This is a genomic window from Sphingobacterium deserti, assembly GCF_000757725.1.
Classification (GTDB): domain Bacteria; phylum Bacteroidota; class Bacteroidia; order Sphingobacteriales; family Sphingobacteriaceae; genus Sphingobacterium; species Sphingobacterium deserti.
The window spans coordinates 86,615-108,688 of record NZ_JJMU01000054.1; the positions used below are offsets into that span (position 1 = coordinate 86,615).

Annotated in this window: 15 protein-coding genes; 11 read left to right on the top strand and 4 right to left on the bottom strand. The window is 43.6% G+C overall.

The genetic code is table 11. The annotated features are described in order from the left end of the window. Window positions 1-98: 98 nt before the first annotated feature. From DI53_RS14900 to DI53_RS14940, 9 genes are all read left to right on the top strand, one after another. Complete coding sequence (locus DI53_RS14900) at window positions 99-1,010, top strand: AEC family transporter (RefSeq protein ID WP_037501318.1); 912 nt, start codon at window positions 99-101, stop codon at window positions 1,008-1,010. 81 nt (window positions 1,011-1,091) lie between these two features. After that, window positions 1,092-2,075, top strand: coding sequence for a formylglycine-generating enzyme family protein (locus DI53_RS14905; protein WP_052072442.1), 984 nt, complete (start codon window positions 1,092-1,094; stop codon window positions 2,073-2,075). A gap of 27 nt (window positions 2,076-2,102) precedes the next feature. Further along, entirely contained in the window at window positions 2,103-3,416 is a 1,314-nt protein-coding gene (locus DI53_RS14910) for a Gfo/Idh/MocA family protein (RefSeq protein ID WP_037501321.1), read from the top strand. A 2-nt stretch (window positions 3,417-3,418) separates the two neighbouring features. Continuing rightward, on the top strand, window positions 3,419-4,405 hold the full coding sequence (locus tag DI53_RS14915; protein ID WP_157836786.1) for an FAD:protein FMN transferase: 987 nt from the start codon (window positions 3,419-3,421) through the stop codon (window positions 4,403-4,405). A gap of 9 nt (window positions 4,406-4,414) precedes the next feature. Further along, entirely contained in the window at window positions 4,415-5,326 is a 912-nt protein-coding gene (locus tag DI53_RS14920) for a hydroxypyruvate isomerase family protein (RefSeq protein WP_037501328.1), read from the top strand. Between the two features lie 77 nt (window positions 5,327-5,403). Next, entirely contained in the window at window positions 5,404-6,648 is a 1,245-nt protein-coding gene (locus DI53_RS14925) for a nucleoside permease (RefSeq protein ID WP_037501331.1), read from the top strand. Between the two features lie 23 nt (window positions 6,649-6,671). After that, on the top strand, window positions 6,672-8,354 hold the full coding sequence (locus DI53_RS14930) for a GMC oxidoreductase (RefSeq protein ID WP_037501334.1): 1,683 nt from the start codon (window positions 6,672-6,674) through the stop codon (window positions 8,352-8,354). A 32-nt stretch (window positions 8,355-8,386) separates the two neighbouring features. Beyond that, a complete protein-coding gene (locus DI53_RS14935; protein ID WP_037501338.1) occupies window positions 8,387-9,814 on the top strand; it encodes a Gfo/Idh/MocA family protein in 1,428 nt (475 codons plus the stop codon). An 11-nt stretch (window positions 9,815-9,825) separates the two neighbouring features. Further along, entirely contained in the window at window positions 9,826-10,395 is a 570-nt protein-coding gene (locus DI53_RS14940) for a gluconate 2-dehydrogenase subunit 3 family protein (protein WP_037501341.1), read from the top strand. Between the two features lie 159 nt (window positions 10,396-10,554). On the opposite strand, the gene DI53_RS14945 is transcribed toward DI53_RS14940, so the two are convergent. After that, window positions 10,555-11,277, bottom strand: a complete 723-nt coding sequence (locus DI53_RS14945; protein WP_037501344.1) for an acyl-[acyl-carrier-protein] thioesterase — start codon at window positions 11,275-11,277, stop codon at window positions 10,555-10,557. Window positions 11,278-11,418: 141 nt separating this feature from the next. Between DI53_RS14945 and DI53_RS14950 the strand changes: the two genes are divergently transcribed. Both DI53_RS14950 and DI53_RS14955 read left to right on the top strand, forming a co-directional pair. Then, window positions 11,419-11,685, top strand: a complete 267-nt coding sequence (locus DI53_RS14950) for a hypothetical protein (RefSeq protein WP_037501347.1) — start codon at window positions 11,419-11,421, stop codon at window positions 11,683-11,685. A gap of 355 nt (window positions 11,686-12,040) precedes the next feature. Then, window positions 12,041-16,072: a hybrid sensor histidine kinase/response regulator transcription factor gene (locus DI53_RS14955; protein ID WP_052072444.1), complete on the top strand. Its 4,032-nt coding sequence runs from the start codon at window positions 12,041-12,043 to the stop codon at window positions 16,070-16,072. Window positions 16,073-16,636: 564 nt separating this feature from the next. Here the strand turns inward: DI53_RS14955 and DI53_RS14960 are convergent. Genes DI53_RS14960 through hepC (DI53_RS14970) form a run of 3 tightly spaced genes read right to left on the bottom strand, consistent with a single transcriptional unit; the run spans window position 16,637 to window position 22,046 of the window. Then, complete coding sequence (locus DI53_RS14960) at window positions 16,637-18,040, bottom strand: sulfatase family protein (protein ID WP_081939476.1); 1,404 nt, start codon at window positions 18,038-18,040, stop codon at window positions 16,637-16,639. After that, window positions 18,041-20,005: a heparin-sulfate lyase HepC gene (hepC, locus tag DI53_RS14965; protein WP_037501350.1), complete on the bottom strand. Its 1,965-nt coding sequence runs from the start codon at window positions 20,003-20,005 to the stop codon at window positions 18,041-18,043. It lies immediately after the preceding gene. 13 nt (window positions 20,006-20,018) lie between these two features. Next, window positions 20,019-22,046: a heparin-sulfate lyase HepC gene (hepC, locus tag DI53_RS14970; protein ID WP_052072446.1), complete on the bottom strand. Its 2,028-nt coding sequence runs from the start codon at window positions 22,044-22,046 to the stop codon at window positions 20,019-20,021. Window positions 22,047-22,074 lie beyond the last annotated feature (28 nt).

A 22,074-nucleotide genomic window follows, 5' to 3' on the forward strand; every position in this document is an offset into this window, starting at 1 on the left:
ATAATCGATAATTTTGGGTTGCAAAGTTATTAATTTTTGCGAAAAACCGAGACCCTATCTTCGTTTTTAAATGAAGATCTCAGACTATTTACGAATTTATGTCAAACTTCTTTATTATAATCTTTTGTCTTGTTGCGGGCTATGTGTTAAAAAAGCAGAAAATTGTTCCAGCACATGGATTTAAAAGTATAAACGCCTGGATCATCTACATTGGTCTACCTGCTACATCATTTAAATATTTGCCCGGCCTGCAATGGGATAACAGTTTATTGTTGTCGTTGGCGGCGCCGGTTTTCATTTTAGGTGGATCAATCTTGTTTGTCTCTATACTAAGTCCCTGGCTGGGTCTCTCTCGTCGCAGCACACATACCTTAATGCTTGTTTCTGGGTTTAGTAATACGTCTTTTGTTGGCTTTCCACTCGTAGCCACATATTTTGGAGAAAAGCAAATAAGCTGGGCAATTATTAGTGACCAAATGACGTTTTTCCTATTGTCTACAGTGGGTACAGTTATAGCCTTACGGGGAAGTGCATTACGCAACGAAGGATTGCAGATCTCACAATTAGCGAAAAGAGTGTTGTCTTTTCCGCCACTATGGGGGTGCATAGGAGCATTGGTAGTTCCCCGGGTTTTGGATATTACGCCCTTAGCACCATTTTTCGCGCAACTGGCCAGCACCGTTTCCCCTTTAGCTTTATTTTCCATAGGGATGCAGTTATCATTTTCGTTTTACAGATCCGAGCTGTATCTCGTTTCGCTTTCTTTGCTTTACAAATTAGCGCTCGGCCCTATGCTATTGATCGCGGTCTGCTATTTTTTAAATATTAAAGGAGAAATTGCGCAAGTCGCTGTATTCGAAATGGCTATGCCGAGCCTCGTTGCGACGAGTCTTTTACTACAGCAATTCAATCTCAATGCCAAGTTGGGAAATACGATAATTGGGATAAGCATACTGATAGGATTGTTGACTACCTGGCTTACCTACCATTACCTAGTTTTATTTTTGTAACTTGCTTGTTGTAAAACCTACTTAGTGTATATTTTACAATATATTTTATATATTTAGTTCCAATTACAAAGATCTAGATTGATGATGTTAACTATCGTAAGAAAAAACGCAATCGTTTCCGGTCTACTCATAGTATGTCTTTTTGCACATGCGCAAACCAAGCATGAGCCTTACATCCAGAAACTGGATGGGACAAATTTACAGTTTTCCATGGAGGCTATTCCCGGAGGAGAATTTGTTATGGGTAGCGAAGTTGGCGGGAACGACGATGAAAAACCTTCGCACAAGGTCAAAATATCGCCCTTTTGGATGGGCACTTATGAAGTTACTTGGGATCTTTACGAACCGTTTGTTTATAAAGATTTAGAGGCTAGCCAAACCGTTGATGGTAATGTCGATAGCAAGGTGGATGCCGTTACGCGTCCTACAAAACCTTATTTGGATATGACATTCGGGATGGGCAAAGAAGGGCACCCCGCATTGGCCATGACCCACTACAACGCGATACAATTTTGTAAATGGTTGTATGTTCGTACTGGGGTATTTTACAGACTGCCTACAGAAGCCGAATGGGAATATGCGTGCAGAGCAGGGTCACAAACGGCATATTTCTTTGGTGATGACCCGGCTCAATTAGCCGACCACGCCTGGTTTACAAGCAATAGTGATGCACAAACCGCCCCTGTAGGAAAAAAGAAGCCGAACGCATGGGGCCTATATGATATGTTAGGCAATGTTGCCGAGTGGACTTACGATCAATACCATGCTGATTTTTACGCGCAATTTGCAGATAAGGTAAGCGAAAATCCAATTGCGATACCAACAGCTCTTTACCCCCATAGTGTCCGTGGCGGCTCATTTGAAAGCGCTGCAGAAGATTTACGATCAGCGGCACGCGGTGCGTCCGATCCGATATGGAAACAGTTGGATCCGCAGATCCCAAAATCCAATTGGTGGTTTCCCGAAGCTCCATTTGTTGGGCTACGACTCGTCCGTCCTGCTGTGCAACCGTCACACGAGGATATCATGGCTTACTATGACAAAGCGCCAATAAAAGATTTCTAACGAATAACATTATAAACTGAAATACTTATGGATACTTTTAAAAGACGGGATTTTATCAAAGCAGGGTCAGCTTTGGCCGGCGCTTCGGTTTTAGCCTCGACGCCGGTAGGCAGTGTTTTCGCGGCCGGAACGGATGAGATCAAAATAGCACTTATCGGTTGCGGGGGTAGAGGTACGGGCGCTGCTTTTGACGCTTTTGCATCTGGGCAAAACATCAAGTTGGTTGCTATGGCGGATGCATTTCAAGATAATCTGCAAACTACATACGACACCTTAAAAGAAAAGTTTGGCGATAAAGTCGATGTGCCTGATAGCCGCCGATACGTGGGCTTTGATGGCTACAAAGCGGCTATTAAAGATGCTGATGTGGTATTGTTGACAACGCCACCCGGCTTTCGTCCGCTCCATTTCGAAGAGGCGGTAAAAGCAGGTAAGCATGTTTTTATGGAAAAGCCGGTCGCAGTGGATATCCCCGGCATACATAAGGTTTTAGCTATTGCAAAGGAAGCAAAGGCGAAAAAGTTAAACGTCGTCGTTGGTCTGCAGAGACGCTATCAGACTAATTATAGAGAGGCTATAAAACGTATCCAAGATGGTGCGATTGGCGATATATATTCCGGGCAGGTGTATTGGAACAGCGGCGGGGTGTGGGTTCGTCCGCGCCAAGCTAATCAGACGGAGATGGAATACCAAATGCGGAACTGGTATTATTTTAACTGGCTATGCGGTGATCATATTGTTGAACAACATGTGCACAATATTGATGTAGCGAACTGGATAAAAGGTAAATATCCGGTATCAATACAGGGAACAGGAAGCCGTGCGCACCGAACCGGCAAAGAGTATGGTGAAATCTACGACAACTTCGCTGTAGAACTTACCTATGACGACGGCACAGTCGTCTATAGCCAATGTCGCCATTTTGAAGGTATCTCAAACCGTGTTGATGAAACCTTCCAAGCATCTAAAGGACGTGTATATCTTTCAGCAGGCAACCAAGCAATTTTATGGGATGCAAAAGGAAACGAAATCTACAGGCACAACCCCAAAGGTAATCCAAATCCGTACCAACAAGAGCACAAGGAGCTATTCGAAGCTGTTGCAAACAATGAGTATAAATTTGACAATACGGAGTATGGCGCCTACAGTACGCTTACGGGAATTATTGGTAGAATAGCTTGCTATACGGGTAAAGTTATCAAGTGGGACAAAGCTATGGATTCGACCATTGACCTTTCGCCGGCAACTTACGCCTGGAATGCCAATCCGAAAATCGTTCCCAATCAAAACGGCGAGTATCCAGTCGCTATCCCAGGAATCAATACAGAATTATACCTATAAAATTGTTGCGGTTTTTTACGATATCGATCATCTTATTGTGTGGATTTACTGCATATGCCAAGCAGTTGAAATTCACGCTGGATGGCCGTGCTCAGGGAACAACCTATCACGTGCATTATTATGCTTCTCAAGCTTTAATAACGCAAAAGATGATCGACAGCACGCTACATGTGATCGACGAGTCGATGTCTTTATACAAAAAAAGCTCATTAATCAGTAGATTTAATGAACCTGGGAAGTGTAGTATGGCCATAGATAGCCATATTAAAAATGTTATCCAACAATCATTTACCGTGAATAAGGAGTCGAAGGGAATTTTTGATATCACGGTTAAACCGTTGGTAGCGTTATGGGGTTTTGGTGCAGCGCATATCACTACGTTTCCTAAGCAGGCAACACTGGATAGTGTGTTAGCTTTCGTCGGGATGGACAAGCTTGCGCTACGAGGCAGTACGCTTTGCAAGAGCGACCCGCGCGTAGCAATAGACCTTGACGGCATAGCGCAAGGCTACTCCGTTGACGTTTTAGCAGACCTGCTCGAAAAGCATGGTATTCGGAATTATCTTGTGGAGTTGGGTGGCGAAATTAAAACAAAAGGAGCGAAAGCGAACAAAGTACCGTTTGAAGTAGCTATCGAGCGCCCTACGGGCGCCGAAGGCTCTCGCTTTGTCTTGCAATTGAGCAATAGGGCTGTCACCACCTCGGGCAATTATCGGAAGGCTTACAACTATGCCGGTAAAAGAATTCATCATCACATCAACCCTATAGACGGTTACCCATCACAGAATAATGTGGCCAGTGTCACCGTTATAGCCAAGACGGCGATGGAGGCTGATGCTTATGATAATGTTTTTATGGCTTTGTCGGCAACGGAAGGTGTAACCTTCGCTAACCGTAGAAAGGGAATGGAGGTTTATATCATTTATACAGAGGGAAATACATACAAAGAAGCGTTTTCGAAAGGTTTCTCACGCTATATAAAAAATTAAAAGGATCATATGAAGCGATCAGATTTTATAAAAAGTGGTGCCGCGCTGCTAAGCAGCTCGGTGCTTTTAAATAACGACCTCATGGCAGAGAATAAGGAGGTAACTAAAGGGGCTACCTTCAAATTAGACTATGCCCCACACCAGGGTATGTTTTCTGCAACGGCAGGAAAGAAATTCGTCGATGAAATTCAGTATATGCACGATCTTGGTTTTCGGAGTATCGAAGACAATGGCCTGCCTGAACGATCTATTGAAGAGCAAAAAAGCATTGGTGAAACCTTGGCTCGCTTGGGCATGCGTATGGGTGTTTTCGTTGTTCCGAAAGGCGGAAATGGAGCAAATACGTTGGCTGCTGGTAAAAAGGATTTCGTCGATATCTTTTTGAAAGGCTGTCGCGAATCTGTGGAGACTGCAAAACGTGTAAACGCTAAATGGGCTACTGTGGTGCCCGGCGATTACCAGCGTAATCTTCCTATCGGTGTGCAGACTGCCAATGTAGTGGAAGCGCTAAAAAGAGGAGCCGAGATTTTTGAGCCACATGGCATTACGATGGTGCTTGAGCCATTAAGTGATACACCTGACTTGTTTCTACGCTATACAGACCAGACTTACGAGATATGTAAAGCGGTGGGAAGCCCATCTTGTAAGATACTGTATGACGCCTACCATCAGCAAAAAAATGAAGGTAATCTTATCAACTTGATGGATCTGTGCTGGAGCGAAATCGCCTATATTCAGGTGGGTGATAACCCAGGTAGAAGGGAACCCACTACCGGCGAGATCAATTACAAGAATGTATTCAAATGGTTGAAAGAAAAAGGGTATTCGGGTATCGTAGGGATGGAACATGGCATGTCCAAATCCGGCGTGGAAGGCGAAAAGCTGCTCGTCGCCGCCTACAGAGAAGTGGATAATTTCTAAACTAAATGAATTTAGCAGCAAAATATTTCTGTTATTTACAGAGAAGTAATATATTTATACTATAAACCTATCAATAAATGTCAACATCAATAAAATTCAAATTGTCTTTTATGATGTTCCTCGAATTTTTCATTTGGGGAGCATGGTTCGTAACTTTAGGAAGATTTCTTCCAGTAAATTTGAATGCGTCTGGTTTCGAGATTGCCAATGTATTCTCGACACAATCCTGGGGAGCTATCATTGCTCCGTTTATTATCGGTATGATTGCCGATCGCTTTTTTAACGCTGAACGTATTTTAGGCGTATTACACCTTATAGGTGCCGTGCTCATGTACTTGATGTATCAAGCGACGGACATCTCCGCCTTTTTTCCTTACGTTTTTGCTTACATGATTTTGTTCATGCCTACGCTAGCTTTGGTGAATTCCGTATCATTTAGGCAATTGACTAATCCTGAAAAACAATTCTCCAATATCCGTATTTGGGGAACAATTGGGTGGATTGCAGCCGGATTAAGCATTTCCTTCTTATTTCATTGGGATTCGACTGAAGGTGTTGCAAATGGCTTGCTGCGGAATACATTTTTAATGGCTGCTGTAGGGTCACTCATTTTGGGCTTGTTTAGTTTTGCATTACCTAAAACGCCACCGACTAAAATTGATGCTTCAGAGAAGCCTTCATTTGCATCAATTGTTGGTTTGGATGCGATTAAGTTGCTGAAAGACAAAAACTTCTTAGTGTTCTTCGTATCGTCGATTTTGATATGTATTCCGTTAGCGTTCTATTATCAAAATGCCAATAATTTCTTGGGTGAAGTGGGTATGGAAAATGTAACGGGCTTTATGACCATTGGTCAAATATCTGAGGCGTTGTGTCTATTGTTGCTTCCCATATTTTTTACACGCTTTGGCTTCAAAAACACTATTTTGATCGGGATGTTGGCATGGTCTATTCGCTATTTACTATTTGCTTACGGAGATGCAGGTTCTGGTATGTACATGCTATTGATAGGGATCGCGCTACATGGGATCTGTTATGATTTCTTTTTCGTATCAGGCCAGATCTATACCGATTCTAAAGCCGGGGTAAAATATAAAAGTGCAGCACAGGGGTTAATTACGTTGGCGACGTATGGCGTAGGCCAATTAATTGGATTTTGGGTAGCAGGTTACATCGGCACCATGTACGCCGATATTAAAGGATCGGACGTCGGTGCATTTTGGCAACAGGTGTGGTTGGTTCCTGCCGGCATTGCATTCGTAGTTTTTCTTTTATTCTTAATTTTCTTTAAGAATGAAAAAATAGAGAGTAAAACAGTATAAAAATCAAACTAAATAGAAGAGATATGGCAGATAATGTTTATGACGCAATTGTCATTGGTTCCGGAATTAGTGGAGGCTGGGCTGCAAAAGAATTAACAGAAAAGGGCTTGAAGACCATTATGTTGGAAAGAGGTAGAAACGTAGAGCACGTGAAAGACTATCACGCCAACAAAAATACTTGGGAGTATCCGCATAGAGGAGGACGCACCAAGCAAATGGAAGCTGATTATCCTGTATTGAAGCGTGATTACCCGCTTAATGAAAAGAATTTGGACTTTTGGGTAAACGAGAAGGAAAGTCCGTACACAGAAGTCAAACGTTTTGACTGGTTTAGAGGGTATCATGTGGGCGGTAGGTCCCTTATGTGGGGGCGTCAAAGCTATCGTTTTTCGGATCTGGATTTCGAAGCTAACGTGAAAGATGGGCATGGTACAGACTGGCCAATCCGTTATGCGGATATTGCGCCTTGGTATAGCTACGCCGAGAAATGGGCTGGTATTTCTGGAAATCGTGATGGACTTGATGTTTTACCCGACGGCGACTTCTTACCAGCGATGGATTTTACGATCGTGGAGAAAGATCTTGCAGATCGTTTGAAGAAAGAATACGGTGGGAAAAGGCATTTCATTATGGGACGTACCGCCAATATCACAAAGCCTCACCACGGTCGTATCAATTGTCAGTATCAAAACCAATGCTGGTTAGGGTGTAACTTCGGCGCATATTTCAGCACACAGTCGTCTACGCTCCCTCCAGCGATGGCAACGGGCAACTTGACGTTGCGTCCATTCTCCATTGTTTCTAAAATTATATACGATAAAGATTCACAAAAGGCCAAAGGTGTCGAAATTGTGGATGCTGAGACAGGAAAAACCTACGAGTATTTTGCGAAGGTTATTTTCGTCTGTGCTTCTGCATTTAACTCTACTTGGGTATTGATGAATTCGGCTACCGATGTCTGGGAAGGCGGTTTAGGAAGTAGCTCTGGCGAGTTGGGTCACAACGCAATGGATCACCATTTCCGTTGTGGAGCGGGCGGCCGCGTGGAAGGCTATGAAGATAAATATGTGTTTGGTCGTCGCCCTACGGGCTTGTATGTGCCGCGCTTTCAAAATGTTCCTGGCGATGATAAAAAGCGAGACTATGTACGTGGTTTTGGTTATCAGGGAGCAGCAAGTCGTGGACGCTGGTCGGGAGAGATTGCAGAAATGAGCGTAGGTGCTGATTGGAAAGATGCGATGCTGGAACCGGGTTCTTGGTCGGTTGGCTTTACCGCTTTTGGGGAGATACTTCCTTATCATGAAAACAGAATCTTCTTAGATAAAGATAAAAAAGATAAATGGGGTCTTCCGGTATTGTCTATGGATATGGAGATCAAGGATAACGAGAAGAAGATGCGTCCGGATATGCAAGAAGATATGAAAGAGATGTTGGAAAAAATCGGCGTAAAGGACGTATACACCTACGACAATGAGTACACCTTTGGTATGGGTATCCACGAAATGGGTACCGCCCGTATGGGAACTGACCCGAAAAACTCGGTGCTCAATAAGCACAACCAGGTTTGGGATGCAAAAAACGTATTTGTCACCGATGGCGCAGCCATGGCATCCGCAGCTTGTGTAAACCCTTCCTTAACCTACATGGCATTAACAGCACGTGCTGTTGATTTTGCTGTAAGCGAGTTGAAAAAGGGAAATCTGTAAACGAATATCAACTTAAACTTAGAATAGCTAAAATGAAAGAAACGAATAACTCTCGTAGAGATTTCATCAAAAACGCAGCGCTCGCGGCGGCAGGTTTTATGGTTGTACCGCGCCACGTATTGGGCGGTAAGGGATTTATAGCACCCAGCGACAAATTGATGATAGCAGGTATCGGCGTAGGTGGTAAGGGCCAAAGCGATATCGCTTCCTTCTACAAAAGTGGAAAGGCGGAAATCGCTTACCTGTGTGATGTGGATGACAGGCGTGCGGCCAACTCCGCGAAGGCATTCCCGAAAGCGAAGTACTACAAAGACTATCGCCAAATGTTGGATAAGGAGCATAAGCATATCGATGCTGTATCTATATCAACTCCTGATCACAACCACGCGATACAAACCTTGGCAGCGATGCAATTGGGCAAACACGTATATGTGCAAAAGCCATTAACGCATGATATTTGGGAAGCACGGGCACTTACCGAAGCAGCGAAAAAATACAAAGTGGTTACACAAATGGGAAACCAAGGTGCTTCCAACGATGGACCGCGTGAAATAAAGGAATGGTATGAAGCCGGCCTTATTGGCGATGTACATACCGTATACTGTTGGACTGACCGCCCTGTGTGGCCTTCCGGTATTCCTTGGCCAAACCAAACTGCTCAAGTTCCAAAAGAATTGGATTGGGAATTGTGGTTGGGGACGGCACCGAAAAAAGATTACATCGAAAAACTTGTGCCATTCAATTGGCGAGGCTGGTGGGATTATGGTACAGGTGCACTAGGCGATATGGGGTGTCACTTACTCGAGGTTCCATTCAGTACATTAGGACTGAAGTATATCCAAGATGTTCAGGCAACGGTGGGTACAGTTTATGCCGATGAATTTAAACGCGCTTACTATCCAGAAAGCTGTCCGCCATCGAGCCACGTAACAATGACATTTCCAAAGACACCAAAAACCAGTGGACCGGTTACTTTGCATTGGATGGATGGTGGTATTCAACCGACCCGTCCAGATGAATTGGGTCCTAATGAGATATTCGGTGACGGCGGTAACGGTATTCTGTTAATCGGTAGCAAAGGTAAAATTCTAGCAGACACCTATGGCGAAAATGCCCGCTTATTGCCTACTACAAGAAAAGAGCAAGTAGCACAAAAATATGCCCGCGTGGAAGGTAAAGCAAATGGTCACTACGCGCAATGGGTAGAGGCTGCGATAGCTGGTTATGGCAAGATGGAAGTCAGTGCACCGTTTGAAATTTCCGGTCCTTTGACGGAGGCATTATTGATGGCAAACTTGGCCATCCGTGGTGCGGATTTGCGTATCGATAACAACTATCCGGGAAGAAACCTGAAATTGTTGTGGGACAACAACCAAATGAAAGTAACTAACTTTGACGTGGTGAATCAATTTGTGAAACGCCAATACCGTCAAGGTTGGGAGGTTAATTACACGATTTAAAATAGCAGACTATGAATAGAAGAGAGGCACTTCAACGTGTAGCTATGCTGGTCGGCGGCTCGGTAATCGGGGCAAATTTGTTCCTTGAAGGATGTACCAGGCCAGCCTCCAAAGATGTAGCAACATTATTTGAAAAAGATAGGATGAATTTTTTGGGCGATCTTGCGGAAGCAATATTGCCTAAGACTTCAACACCTGGTGCAAAAGAGGCCGGCGTTGGAGAATTTATTCCCGTGATGATTCGCGATTGTTATGACGAAGTAGACCAAAAAGCATTCATGAAGGGTTTAGCAGACGTTGACGATCGTTCTAAGAAAGAGTTTAACAAACCTTTCCAGGAACTGTCGAAAGAGGAGCAACTGCAGTTTGTCAATAAATACGACAAGGAAGCTACAGAATACCAAAAGAATAGAAAGGAAGGCGAGGCCAACGATTTCTTCCATATGTTGAAGCAATTGACTTTGACCGGTTTCTTTACTTCTGAGGTAGGCATGACCAAAGCACAACGCTACGTCAAGATTCCAGGTCGATTCGACGGAAATTACCCTTACAAAAAAGGTGATTTGGCATTTGCCTTTTAAAGCTTTGCCAGAAGCCGTTCGTTCGAGCCAGAAGGCGCGATGAGGATTTTTACGGTTAGTCATTTACATACATCAGTGAGCACTGTCAAAAATACAGTTGCTCACTGATGCTTTTCTAAGGACGCTTACACGCATATATACCGTTTTAGTATTTATGCATTAGAAATTTGCTTGCATAAGGAAAATAGTCTTTCCGCCGCGGGCGATAGCAAATCGTGCAGCGTTATCGTCCACACGGCTGTGGATGTCAACAAGCTCTGCCAACTTAAGTTCCTTCAGGTAGTTGATGTCTATTGTATGGAACGGTTTTTTCAAAACGAGATCCGCGGGCAGAAGATCAAAACACCAATCTGTATACTTGACGTTGTTTACGTGATTTACGATATCAAGATCGGACAATTTCGGCACATATTGGCTCGTTTCCGTATATTCTGTCTCTTGCTCTATGCGCTTGAACGATTCGCGCGTAGCACTTCGCTCGGGAAGCACAATCGCCGGATCGATCTTTATAGCAAGATTTTCAGAACGTCGTAATGCCGTGCTAAATACCGCCCAAAAGCTGCAAACGCCAATGACTTTTTTATCATCCCTATAAACTTCAAAATTCCGAATAGATCTATTTCCAAGAAAATCTTGAACCCAGGTTTTCACGGTTACCTCATCCAGAAATTTGGGCAGACGGTCTATCTCCATCCGCATACGACTTAAAACCCATGATTGCTTATTGGCAGCCATTTCACGATATCCAAAGCCCAAGGCTTCCGCATGTTCAGAAGCGGTGAGCTGCAGCAAGTTGTTCAATTCGCTATACTTCAGGCGGCCGTTGGAATAGCATTGCGTGAAATTCAAAGTGACTGTTTTTGAATAAATTTCTGTCTGCATAAAATAAATGTCATAAAGTTCCCTAATAATGTAAATAATTTGTTGCTGTTTCTAAAAAATAAATGACAAATAATTATATTTAGTCATGACGTACGACGAAGTACGTTTTTACGTTTTATTCATTAAAATAACATAAGCAGCATGATAGGACAGATTATAGAGAAGGAGCATATAGTGGATTATAAAATTGTTCCAGCGGACGTAGATAAAACGGCTAGTTTACAATATAAATTGCTAGCGGCGCAACGCTTAGGCAATGAATTCAAATCCAAAACAACCATTGTTTTTCAAACGGAAGATGGACCTAAACGTATCGAAACTACCGTTTGGTCACTTACCGAACAATACATTCAGATCAAAAATGGTATCCTTATACCATTAAAATCGATTATTGAAGTCGAGTATTAAAATACGAGTTTGTTTACGCTATTCGCATTTCCAGAGGTGCCCTACTTTTGGAGATGCGAATTTTTAAATGCGGCCTTGCCGCGGCGAGCGACGGAATCGTCGGACCGATGGGCAAAACCTTATAAAAATATCACTTTATCAAAGCAGTTCTTGCCGTGGCATATGAAGATCATGTTGCCGTCGAGCATGCGGATGGGCAAACTCTAAAACTCAGTAAATTTCTTATTGACTTATCGCAATCATTTAGACCGATCTGCGATAAAGGTTTGCGATAAGATTTCAAATGAGGTACGGTTAGTGTATCTTTGTTTAGTATTTGTAGCCATTTTTCATAAATCTAATACCAGGCTTTCTCATGTATAAACAAAGAGTGATTCTTTTCATCATCTGGAGTTTCACAATAACAAGTTTCCTTAGCACAGGCATGTCGCAGACGGCTTTGCCAACTGCGTTCCTCAAAATTTCGACGGAAGATGGATTATCCCATAGTACGGTTTATGACATAGCGCAGGATCGCATCGGTAATATGTGGTTTGCTACAGCCGATGGGCTAAACAAGTATGATGGCTACCGTCTTACTGTTTATCGGCATAACGAGCGTGATTCAAATTCGTTATCGTCTGATTACATCAGAGCTGTCCAATACATGCAACACGATCACTTGCTAATTGCCGGAAAACGTGGCATAACCTTATTTGATATTCGTAAAAATAAATTTCGACACTGGCTGATGGATGAAGAAATTGAGCACATTGAGCAGGTGGGTGACAATGTGTTCTATCTCAATAGCTCGCACACTATCTACCAATTCAATCCTCATACGTACAGCGTCACGAAGATTTGCCAGGCACATAGCGGTCATACCTTTTCATTTGTAAAAAAGTATCAGGGAGTCTTGCTCGTTGGTGCAAGCGACGGTCTGTACACATTGGAAGGTAAGCAGCTTCGCGCCAGCTTCGTACCTATACGGTCGAACGTGCAGGATATTGCTGCGACGGATAGCGGCTTATGGATTGCAACCGAGGGTAATGGTCTGTATTGGTTTGCAAAAGATGGTTCATCTAAACACTATCTTCCTGCTTCGGGCAAAAACCATTTGATCTCTGCTTATATCAGGAGGCTTCAGTGGGACGAGGATGGTCATCTATGGATCGGAACGTTAAATGGGTTGAGTATTTATAATCCCCAACATGATCAATTTACGAGTTACGATGCTGAACCTCATGGCCGGCCACAGCTAAGCCATAATTCTATCCGCTGCATCTTTCTGGATAAGCAGAAGGGTCTGTGGCTAGGCACTTATTTTGGAGGCGTTAATTATGTTCACGCTAAGCAGCAGCAGTTCGGCTTGTTCCAAAAGACCGTACAACGCAATAGTTTAAATGATAATATTATCGGTGCTATGGCTGAGGGGGAGGGACAAGATCTGTGGATTGGCACCAACGATGGCGGCGTAAATAGGCTCGACCGTCGTACCGGGGAGTTTACCTATTTTTCAAAGCGGAACGGGTTGCGGTCAAACATGGTTAAAGCGCTGTATGTGGACGGTCCAAAAGTGTACATTGGCACGCATGCTGGTGGATTAGCTAAATTAGACGTGCCAACGCAACGCATCACAAATTATTCTTCGGGCACAATTTCAGAATCTGACGATCATGTTTATGGTATTGTCGATGCTGGAGGCGCAAAGCTTTGGATTGGCACGCTCGCGGGCTTACGTTTGTTTGATAAGGCTTCTGAGCAATATGTGCCGATACCAAAACCACTAAATGCTTCGTCCGAACTTAGCAGGAATTGGAATGATATGTTATCAGGAGCTGTCTACGCACTCTATAAAGATAGTCGCAATAGATTGTGGATAGGTACGGATAGGCGGGTTTATCGTTTTGATTTGTCGAGGAATGAGCTGAAGAGCTTCAATCTCGCAGACAATAAGCGCTATGATCGTATCAACTGCTTTTTGGAAGACCATGCAAAGCAGCTGTGGGTGGGTATGCACCGAGGATTGGGGCGCATAGATCAAAAGATGTTTAGTATCACTATTTTCGATACGGAAAACGGGCTTCCCAATAATAATGTTTACAGTATACTGCAAGATAAGGACAATCAGCTTTGGATTAGTACGAATAAAGGAATAGCTTCATTAACGACCGAGCCGAAAATCCTTCGGAGATACACCTATCGCGATGGGCTACAGGGCGATCAGTTCAATTACTACGCTGCTTTGCTAACACATGATTATGAAATTTACATGGGCGGCATTAATGGCGTAAGCCATTTTTATCCGGATAGACTGCTGGTAAACCCATTCGCACCTGCACCGTTCATCAGTGAATTTCGTTTATTTGGCGAAGTCATAAAGGCCGGGGATAGGTCAAAGATTTTAGCTGATGATATCAGCTACAGCAAAGAAATCACGCTGGCGCCAGATCAGCAATCTTTCACCCTCTCTTTAGCAGTCAGTAACTTCCTTTCCAGACAAAATAATAAATTTTCATATAAGCTGCTAGGCCAGGACGATGAGTGGGTAAATGCCGATTATCCATACCCAATAGCCTATGCGAACCTGCCTGCAGGTTCCTATACATTTGTGGCGCGTGCTGCGAATAGTGATGGAAAATGGAGCGAGGAGGTATCGCTTCTCAACATAAGGGTGCTGCCTTACTGGTGGGATACCTGGACGTTTAAAGTTGCATTGATGTTAGTAGTTTTAGCGACCGGATTTTATTGGTTCAAAAGTTGGAAAAACAAGCAGAAACTTAAAAATGAACTGCTATTAGAAAAGATTCAACAAGAGAAATCCGAAGAGCTCAATCAGGCTAAATTTCGCTTTTTTACTAATATTTCCCATGAATTTAGAACACCGCTTACGTTAATAAAGTCGCCTCTTGATGAGCTGCAGAAAATATCGACGGATAAGCGCACGCTAAAACAGCTCGATCTGGTGGTGCGTAATGCGAATAAGTTGACACATTTGGTAGACCAACTGATGGATTACCGGCGGGCCGATTTGGGGGTATTTGCATTGAAAGTCGTTAAAGGAAATCCGATACCGCAATTACAACAACTGACCGACATGTTCGGACGAGTGGCGCAGCAAAAGGGAATTTCATTGTTGTTTGATGTAAAAGCTGCGGTAGGAGAGGTGTGGTATGATCCGCTGTACTTCGATTTAATATTCAGTAATTTGCTCTCAAACGCATTTAAGTTTACCACGGAAGGATCGGTGATGCTTCAAGTCGAACGCCATGGCGAAGAGTTGGTCATCAAAGTGCTGGATACGGGTATAGGGATGAAGCAAGATAGCATCGATCGTGTTTTTGATGAGTTTTTCCAAGAAAACCATGATGCGAGGGGAACGGGCGTTGGATTGGCATTGGTCAAGCGTTTAATGGAGATGCATCACGCTACTATAGCTGTAGAAAGTACTTTCGGGAAAGGAACAACCTTCACGCTTCGCTTTTCAATGAATGAAGATATCTATCTGGATTCAGAAAAAGGAACGCAGGAACTTAATCCGTCAAACCGCATTTTGACGGAAGAACTCACGCCCTATACACCGTTAGACGAATGGGCAATTGATGGAGTCGAGATGGTTAACTTCGATGCTGTCGAAGGCGTAGAACGGCCAAGGATCTTAATTGTTGACGACAATGATGATGTTCTGGAACTGTTGATTGATCACTTTCAACAGTTCGCAAATGTATCTTCCGCGCCGAATGGTGAGGAGGCGCTAGCGTTGATCGACCAGACGGAAGTAGATCTCATTATTACAGATGTGATGATGCCTTTGCTGGATGGACTATCTTTTTGTAAACATATCAAGCAGCACGTGTCGACTAGCCATATTCCGGTGGTGATGTTGACGGCTAGAGCATATGATATGGACGAAATCGGTGGACTTACGGCAGGTGCCGATGTGTATGTCAAAAAGCCGTTCGACCTCCGTAAATTAAGTTTGCAAGTGCGTAATTTATTGCAGGTGCGCTACCGCATTAAGCAGTTCTATAGCAAAAGTTTGCTCATTGAGCCGCAGAAATTAGTATTTAACGAACTAGATCGATCGTTTTTGGAGAAGGCTAAGAAGATCGTTGAAAGCAACCTAGACAATATCAGTTTTTCGGTCGATGACTTCGCTGATGCGATGGCGATGAGCCGTTCGACTTTGCATCTAAAAATGAAGGCTATTACCGGTGAATCCACTGTGGATTTTATTCGCAAAGTTCGCTTTTCGGAAGCATCAAATTTGTTGGTGGAGGGCAATCATTCGGTTACACAGATCAGTACGATGGTGGGGTTTAACACGGTATCTTATTTCGCGACCAGTTTCAAGAACTATTTTGGCGTGTCACCCTCAGAATATGCGAAAGGTAAACGGGGGTTATAATTTTGTTTGTACACGGATTGTCCCTCGCTCAAACCTTTCCGCCGCATGCCGCGGCACGGCAAATACTTTTAAAATTAAAAAGTCAAAATTAAAAAGTTAAAAGTCAAAATTATCTTTTATGAGTTTGCTGCGCTCGGTTAAAAAGTCATAAGTGACGAGTTGTAAACTAGAAGTCGTAAGAGATGTTAAAGGAGCGCGCCAAAACCTCGGACTGCATGACAAAATCTCTTTATCACACGTTATATCTCACTACGCACTACCCCATACTAAAGATTGCCGCGCCGTCGTGCCTCCGGCTCGCAATGACGTTTAAGCCCAAAAAAGCGTCATCGCGAGGAAGTATGACGCGGCAATCTGCATTTTTGCAAATGCAAAAAATTGCTTCGTCCTCGTTCCTCCTCCTCGCAACGACGCCTCCTTTTATTCAACACAATATCGCAATTCGCATTACTCAATACTACATACTAAGTACTAAAATCTATACTACATACTAAGTACTAAAATCTAAATACTCCCTACTAATATCGCAATTCCCACTACTCATTACGCGCTACGCATGACTCACTACCTATTATGCACCAACAGGCGTTGCAATACCCGGTCATTTGTTTTCACTGCCCAATCGTAAAGCTTTTTTCGAAACATGACCGTTGTCTCTTCGTATGCCTTATTGACCGCAAGATTTTGAATTTCGTGGGGATCACTGCTGAGATTAAATAGCTGCTCATTGTTTTTGAAGTTGCGATAGAGCACGTATTTAAAATCTTTAGTCACCACAGCCCAGCCTCGGGTTTGTACAGCATCGAGTAAGGTCTCTATAAAGACCTCCTCGTGGAGCGTATCCGTGCTTCCATCCAGCACAGGTCGGAGGCTTTTGCCTAAAAGTTGCTGTTTAGGCTTTACTTGGGCGTAGTCCAAGATGGTTTGGTAAATGTCCAACGAAGTATTGACTAACGCCCTTTCATTGATTACGCCCGCTTGCTGTTGATTTGGTTTTTTAACAATAAAGGGTACACGAACAACCTCCTCTTGCAATGTTCGCTTTTGATTGCCACGTTGCGCGCCTACAGCATCTCCGTGATCGCTCACGAAAAGAATTACGCTGCTATCGTACAGATTGTTCGCTTTAAGGGCGGCAATTAATTTGCTAATTTCACCATCTACGCGTTCTACCAAGCGGTAGTAAGCATGTAAGTAAGCTCTCCAATCGTCGTCCGTGTAAAGCTTCGTCGGGTAGGACCGCGGGTCCGCGTCTCGGTTAAGCAGTACCGCCTCTGGAAAATAAGCTGGTATTGCTGCATTGTAAGGTAGCTGTGGATAATCTTTCACATTTCCGGCTTCCACGGGTCCCGTCGGGAGAAATTCAGAGCGGGCATATTCACATATTTCATGGGGGTTGAGGAAAGATGCCACATAAAAAAGTGGTTTATTGCGTTTCTGCTGAAAATGCGGAATGCTCATTAGTACAATCTGCATATCATCCATATCAAAAACTTTTGTAAATCCGGTGCCGTCCTTTGGAAGATTTACTTTGGTAGGGGCGTGCCATTTTCCGGCATACAAGCAGTCGTAACCGGCATCTGCAAGGAGACGCCCCAGACTATATTGCAGATGTTCCTCTGGAAGATTGGGCCCATGATCTGGGCCGTTATCTGCGACATTAATCTGAACGGGCATTTTTCCGGTAATCAGACTGGCTCGTGAAGGACCGCACACCGGGTAGGATACATATGAACGTTTAAATAACATGCCGTCGCGTGCGAGCGCATCTATACCCGGCGTATGCAAATCTTTATTGCCGACATAGCTCAATGCGTTAGCTGTTTGTTGATCGGTTATAATGAGAATAATGTTTGGCCTGGTGCCTTTGGTCTGCGCCTGACTTCGTATAGTGTATCCGAAGAAGAGCAGCAAGGAGATAACGGTGAATTTCATTGACCGTTGAGTCTGGCAGTATAATTCGTTCATTTACTTGTCTTTTATAATTATATTGTAAACCTTCTTATCTACAGAAACGCGCACGATCTGTTTTTGCCTATCATTTTCTAATAGTTTTACAGTGGGTGGCTTCATACCATCGAACGGATGGATGAGGGTCATGAAATATTCCGTGTTTTGCTCCTTCGTGCGTTGAAACGCGAAAGCTGGACGGGATACTTCTTCCCGATAACGATAAGATACCTTGCCTTCTTCCGTAACAAGTGTGGATGGGGCTGCAATCAGTTCCTGTATAAGTAGGTTGTTTCCATCGCCATATTGCGTATACACTCTTTTTTTCTTTTTATCGATAATAGGCTGGCCGTTCTCTGCTAATTGAAAATGCACATCAAGCTGGCCGGTTGAAGCGCCTTCAGCACGGTCGAGAATCAGAAAGAAGGATTTATCGATATACAACACTGTTCGTTGATGGCTAAGTTCAGGATAGCTTGGATTACTATAGGTTAACTGATCCACGCTATCGCTTGCTGACCAATGCAGCAGTTTCGCCTCTGTGGTTGTCATGTTTTGATTATTCAATGTGAGGGTTTGGTGTACCTTCGTTTGTCGGTACCAGTCCCGCATCTTCATAATCTCCTCGTTGCCGCTGTATACGAAGCAGCCAGCGTCAGGCATAAAGTTCCGTCCTTTCACCCAGAGTTCAAATGTGCCATTATCAGGTTGAGCATGGAAAAAACCTTGCGGTCCAGCCTTTAAAACCATCACCGTCGAAAGGCTGTCCCATCCATTTCGGAATGTATAGAAGCCAGCATCTTTTAGTGCTTTTGAGAGGTACGCGGGGGCGCTTCCCTCACGACCTTCGGTAGCGAAATAGGCGAAAACTGGATTATCAGGAAACGACTTTCGCCAAAAACCATATTGCTGTAGCGTGCTCTTTTTGTCCGCACGCCAGCTATCGCCAAACATAGGAAAGCTGTAATCAGGAAACGAAAAGTTGATCGTGGCTATAATCATTTTTTCGACAGTTTTTCGGTATTCAGTGGGAAACTCTTGGGCTAATCCTGCCAACTGTGCCGTGTATAAAGCGCGCAGAAAAATATCAATTGCTGCATTATGGTAGGTGGGCGAGAGCTCAAATTGCACGCCATCCTCGAAAACCTGCTTCTTGATTTCTGTGTTCAATACGTTGATGCCGCCCTGACGCCACTCGGAAGCCTGCCGAAACTCCGGGAAAAAGCATCCGGCCAATACCATGCGTTCTGCTTCGAAAAGGAGGTGGTTGCCGATAGCCGAATAATGCGCAGGTATATAGCTGGCTTGTTCGTGATAACTCCTTAAAAATTCCATCAAAAACTCCGGCGTGAATAATGGCGATTCGATAAATAAGGAAAACGTAATGGGTAAGCTTTTCACGCGATCAGAAACCTCCAGCGGGCGCCAAGCATAACGATCGTTATCCTCTGAAAGCCCTTTTGGATTTTTTCTTACCCAGTCTCTAAATTGATAGATCCACTCTTTGGCATATTTTTCATCTCCAGTTGATTGATAAGCTTTACCCAAGGATTCCCACCAACCGACGCGATGCAATTGCCAGCGTACTTCATTGTCTTTCACCGGCCAATATTGCCAGTCAATATCTTCGCCGTAATGGAAAAAGTCGTAGCCTTTATGAGGCTGAAACCGATGTTTAAGCGCATTATCTGCCTTTTGCAGATCGATCTTGTTCATGGCACGGCCTTTCAGTCTTTGGAGTTCTTCGCTGCTGAAAGTTGGGTGACTTTTTAACGGTCTGTTGCGAAAATAGCTTAATAGCGTGGTAGCCGCTTTTTCATATTCCCTATTTTGGTAATAGCCATTGACCTCTTCCAACCCTGGGTAGGTTAAATCAATTGTTGAAAAACTTTCTTTGTTAATTGTTTGAAAGCCTAATTGGGCAAACGCTAGTGTATGGCAGAGTAAAAGCAGTAAAATATAGAGTGAATTTGGTTTAATCATGGTTTTAGCGTTGTTAGAGTTGTTCTCGAATATGAATAGTTTTTCCAGAGACGTTTAGCGATAAATCTATTTTACCGCTTTCCGGATCGTGCCCTTTATTTTTTGTTAGCACAACAGCTGGCGCCTGATGACCTTGGAATGGGAGTAAGAATGTCATGAAAGATGCTGCTCGCTTGTCTTTGTTTTTATTTATAGCAAATGCCGGCCGCTGGATTTCTTCTTGGTAGCGATAAGAAACGAAGCCTTTTTCTTCCATTATCGAGACTGTAGAAGAATCAAGCGATTGAATAAGTAAATTGTTGCCATCGGCGTATTGTGTGATGATGCGCTTTTGACCCTGATCAATAATAGGGTCGCTTTGTTCGTGTAGGGTAAAATGGATGTCAAGTTCGCCTGTAGCGTCTCCGGTTGCCCGATCAATAAGTAGAAAACAATCCTTGTCAATAAAAAAAAATATGCGCTGGTGATGCAATGAAGCATAACTTGGATTCGTAAATGATAGCAACTCGTAGTCCTGCTTTGACGTCCATTGGTCTAAACGAGCGTCATTATGGATATTTTCTCCATTTAATGTGAGGGTTTGGTGCACGAGACTTTGTCTGTACCAGTCTTTTTTATTGTTCGTTTTTGCGTTGTCGTTATAGATGTAACTTCCCGAATCTGGCGTGAAATTTCTACCTTTTACCCAAAGATTAAACGTGCCGTTATCTGGATGCGCATGAAAATAGGCTGGGGGACCGGCTTTTATCTGCATGACGGTTGCAGTCGGCAGCCAGCTATCTCGAAAGCTGTAAAATCCCGAATTTTCCATCGCAGACGATAGATAGTTTGGTGACATACCTTCTTTTCCTTCGGTAGCAAAGTACTGGACGACGCTGTCAGCAGGGAAAAGTTTCCGCCATTGCTGATAGCGCTCCAACATCTTTATTTTTGTTGGTTCAAAGGAGTTTCCATACAACGGAAAGCTGTAGTCTGGGAACGAATAATTAATTACAGCAGCGATCATTTTCCTTATGGTACGTTTATAATTTTCTGGAAATACATTTTCCATTCCGTTGCTTTGTGCAATATGAAGTGCATCCGCAAAGATTTCAATGGCTCCAATGTGGTAAGATGTCGATAGCTCGTACTGTACACCATCAGCTAACACTTGTTTTTGTATCTCCGTGTTTAGCACCTGTGCCCCGCTCTGGCGCCATTCGGCAGCGTTCTTAAATTCTGGGAATGTGGACCCCGCATACATCATGTGCAGCGCTTCATACAACAAATGGTTACCAATATCGGTATAATTTGCTTTCACATAGTCGGCCTGTTGCTGGTAGCTGTTTAAAAATTTTATCAGAAAGTCAGGCGTTAGGCTAGGGGAGTCGATGAACATATTGAAGTATGCTGACCAATTGTTCAGGCGGAATGAGACGACAAAAGCTTTCCATGCATAGTCCTTCTCGTTTGGATAGCTGCCCAATTGGTTGTTATCGATCCAACTTAACGTTTGATTCATCCATTCTCTCGCATATTTTTCATCGCCGGTTGACCAATATGCTAAACCCAATTGTTCCCACCAGTTTGTTCGATGTAAGAACGTACGGATGAGTTGATCTTGCACGGGCTGATGCTGCCAATCAATAGTCTTCTTTCCATAATTATAATACGGATAAGCCTTATGCGGTTTGAGGACGTGAACAAGGGCGCTGTCTGCCATTTCCTGATCGCCCGGTGAAAGTGGCTTGCCCTCGTAGGTAGTTTTATCTGCGCGGTCGTAACGGATATGTCTTACTGAGGTACGTTGACGATAGTATTGAAGAAGCTTTTGTGCTGCTTCATCATAACGCTTCCTGCTGACATTATCTTTTACTTCCTCTAAGCCCGGATAATCCAAATTGATATTTGCGAAGTCCTTCGCAGCGAGCTTACACCCGAAGGCATGCGCTGCAAGATGTTCGGTTGCAGCTGTTGTCTTGCTTTTTTGAGAAGGTGGTTCCCCCTGACCCAAGTGGGTTAGTCCGGCGAGGATTAGTCCTATAGAAATATGATTGTACATTGCATAATAGGTTTATGTAAATATTTTG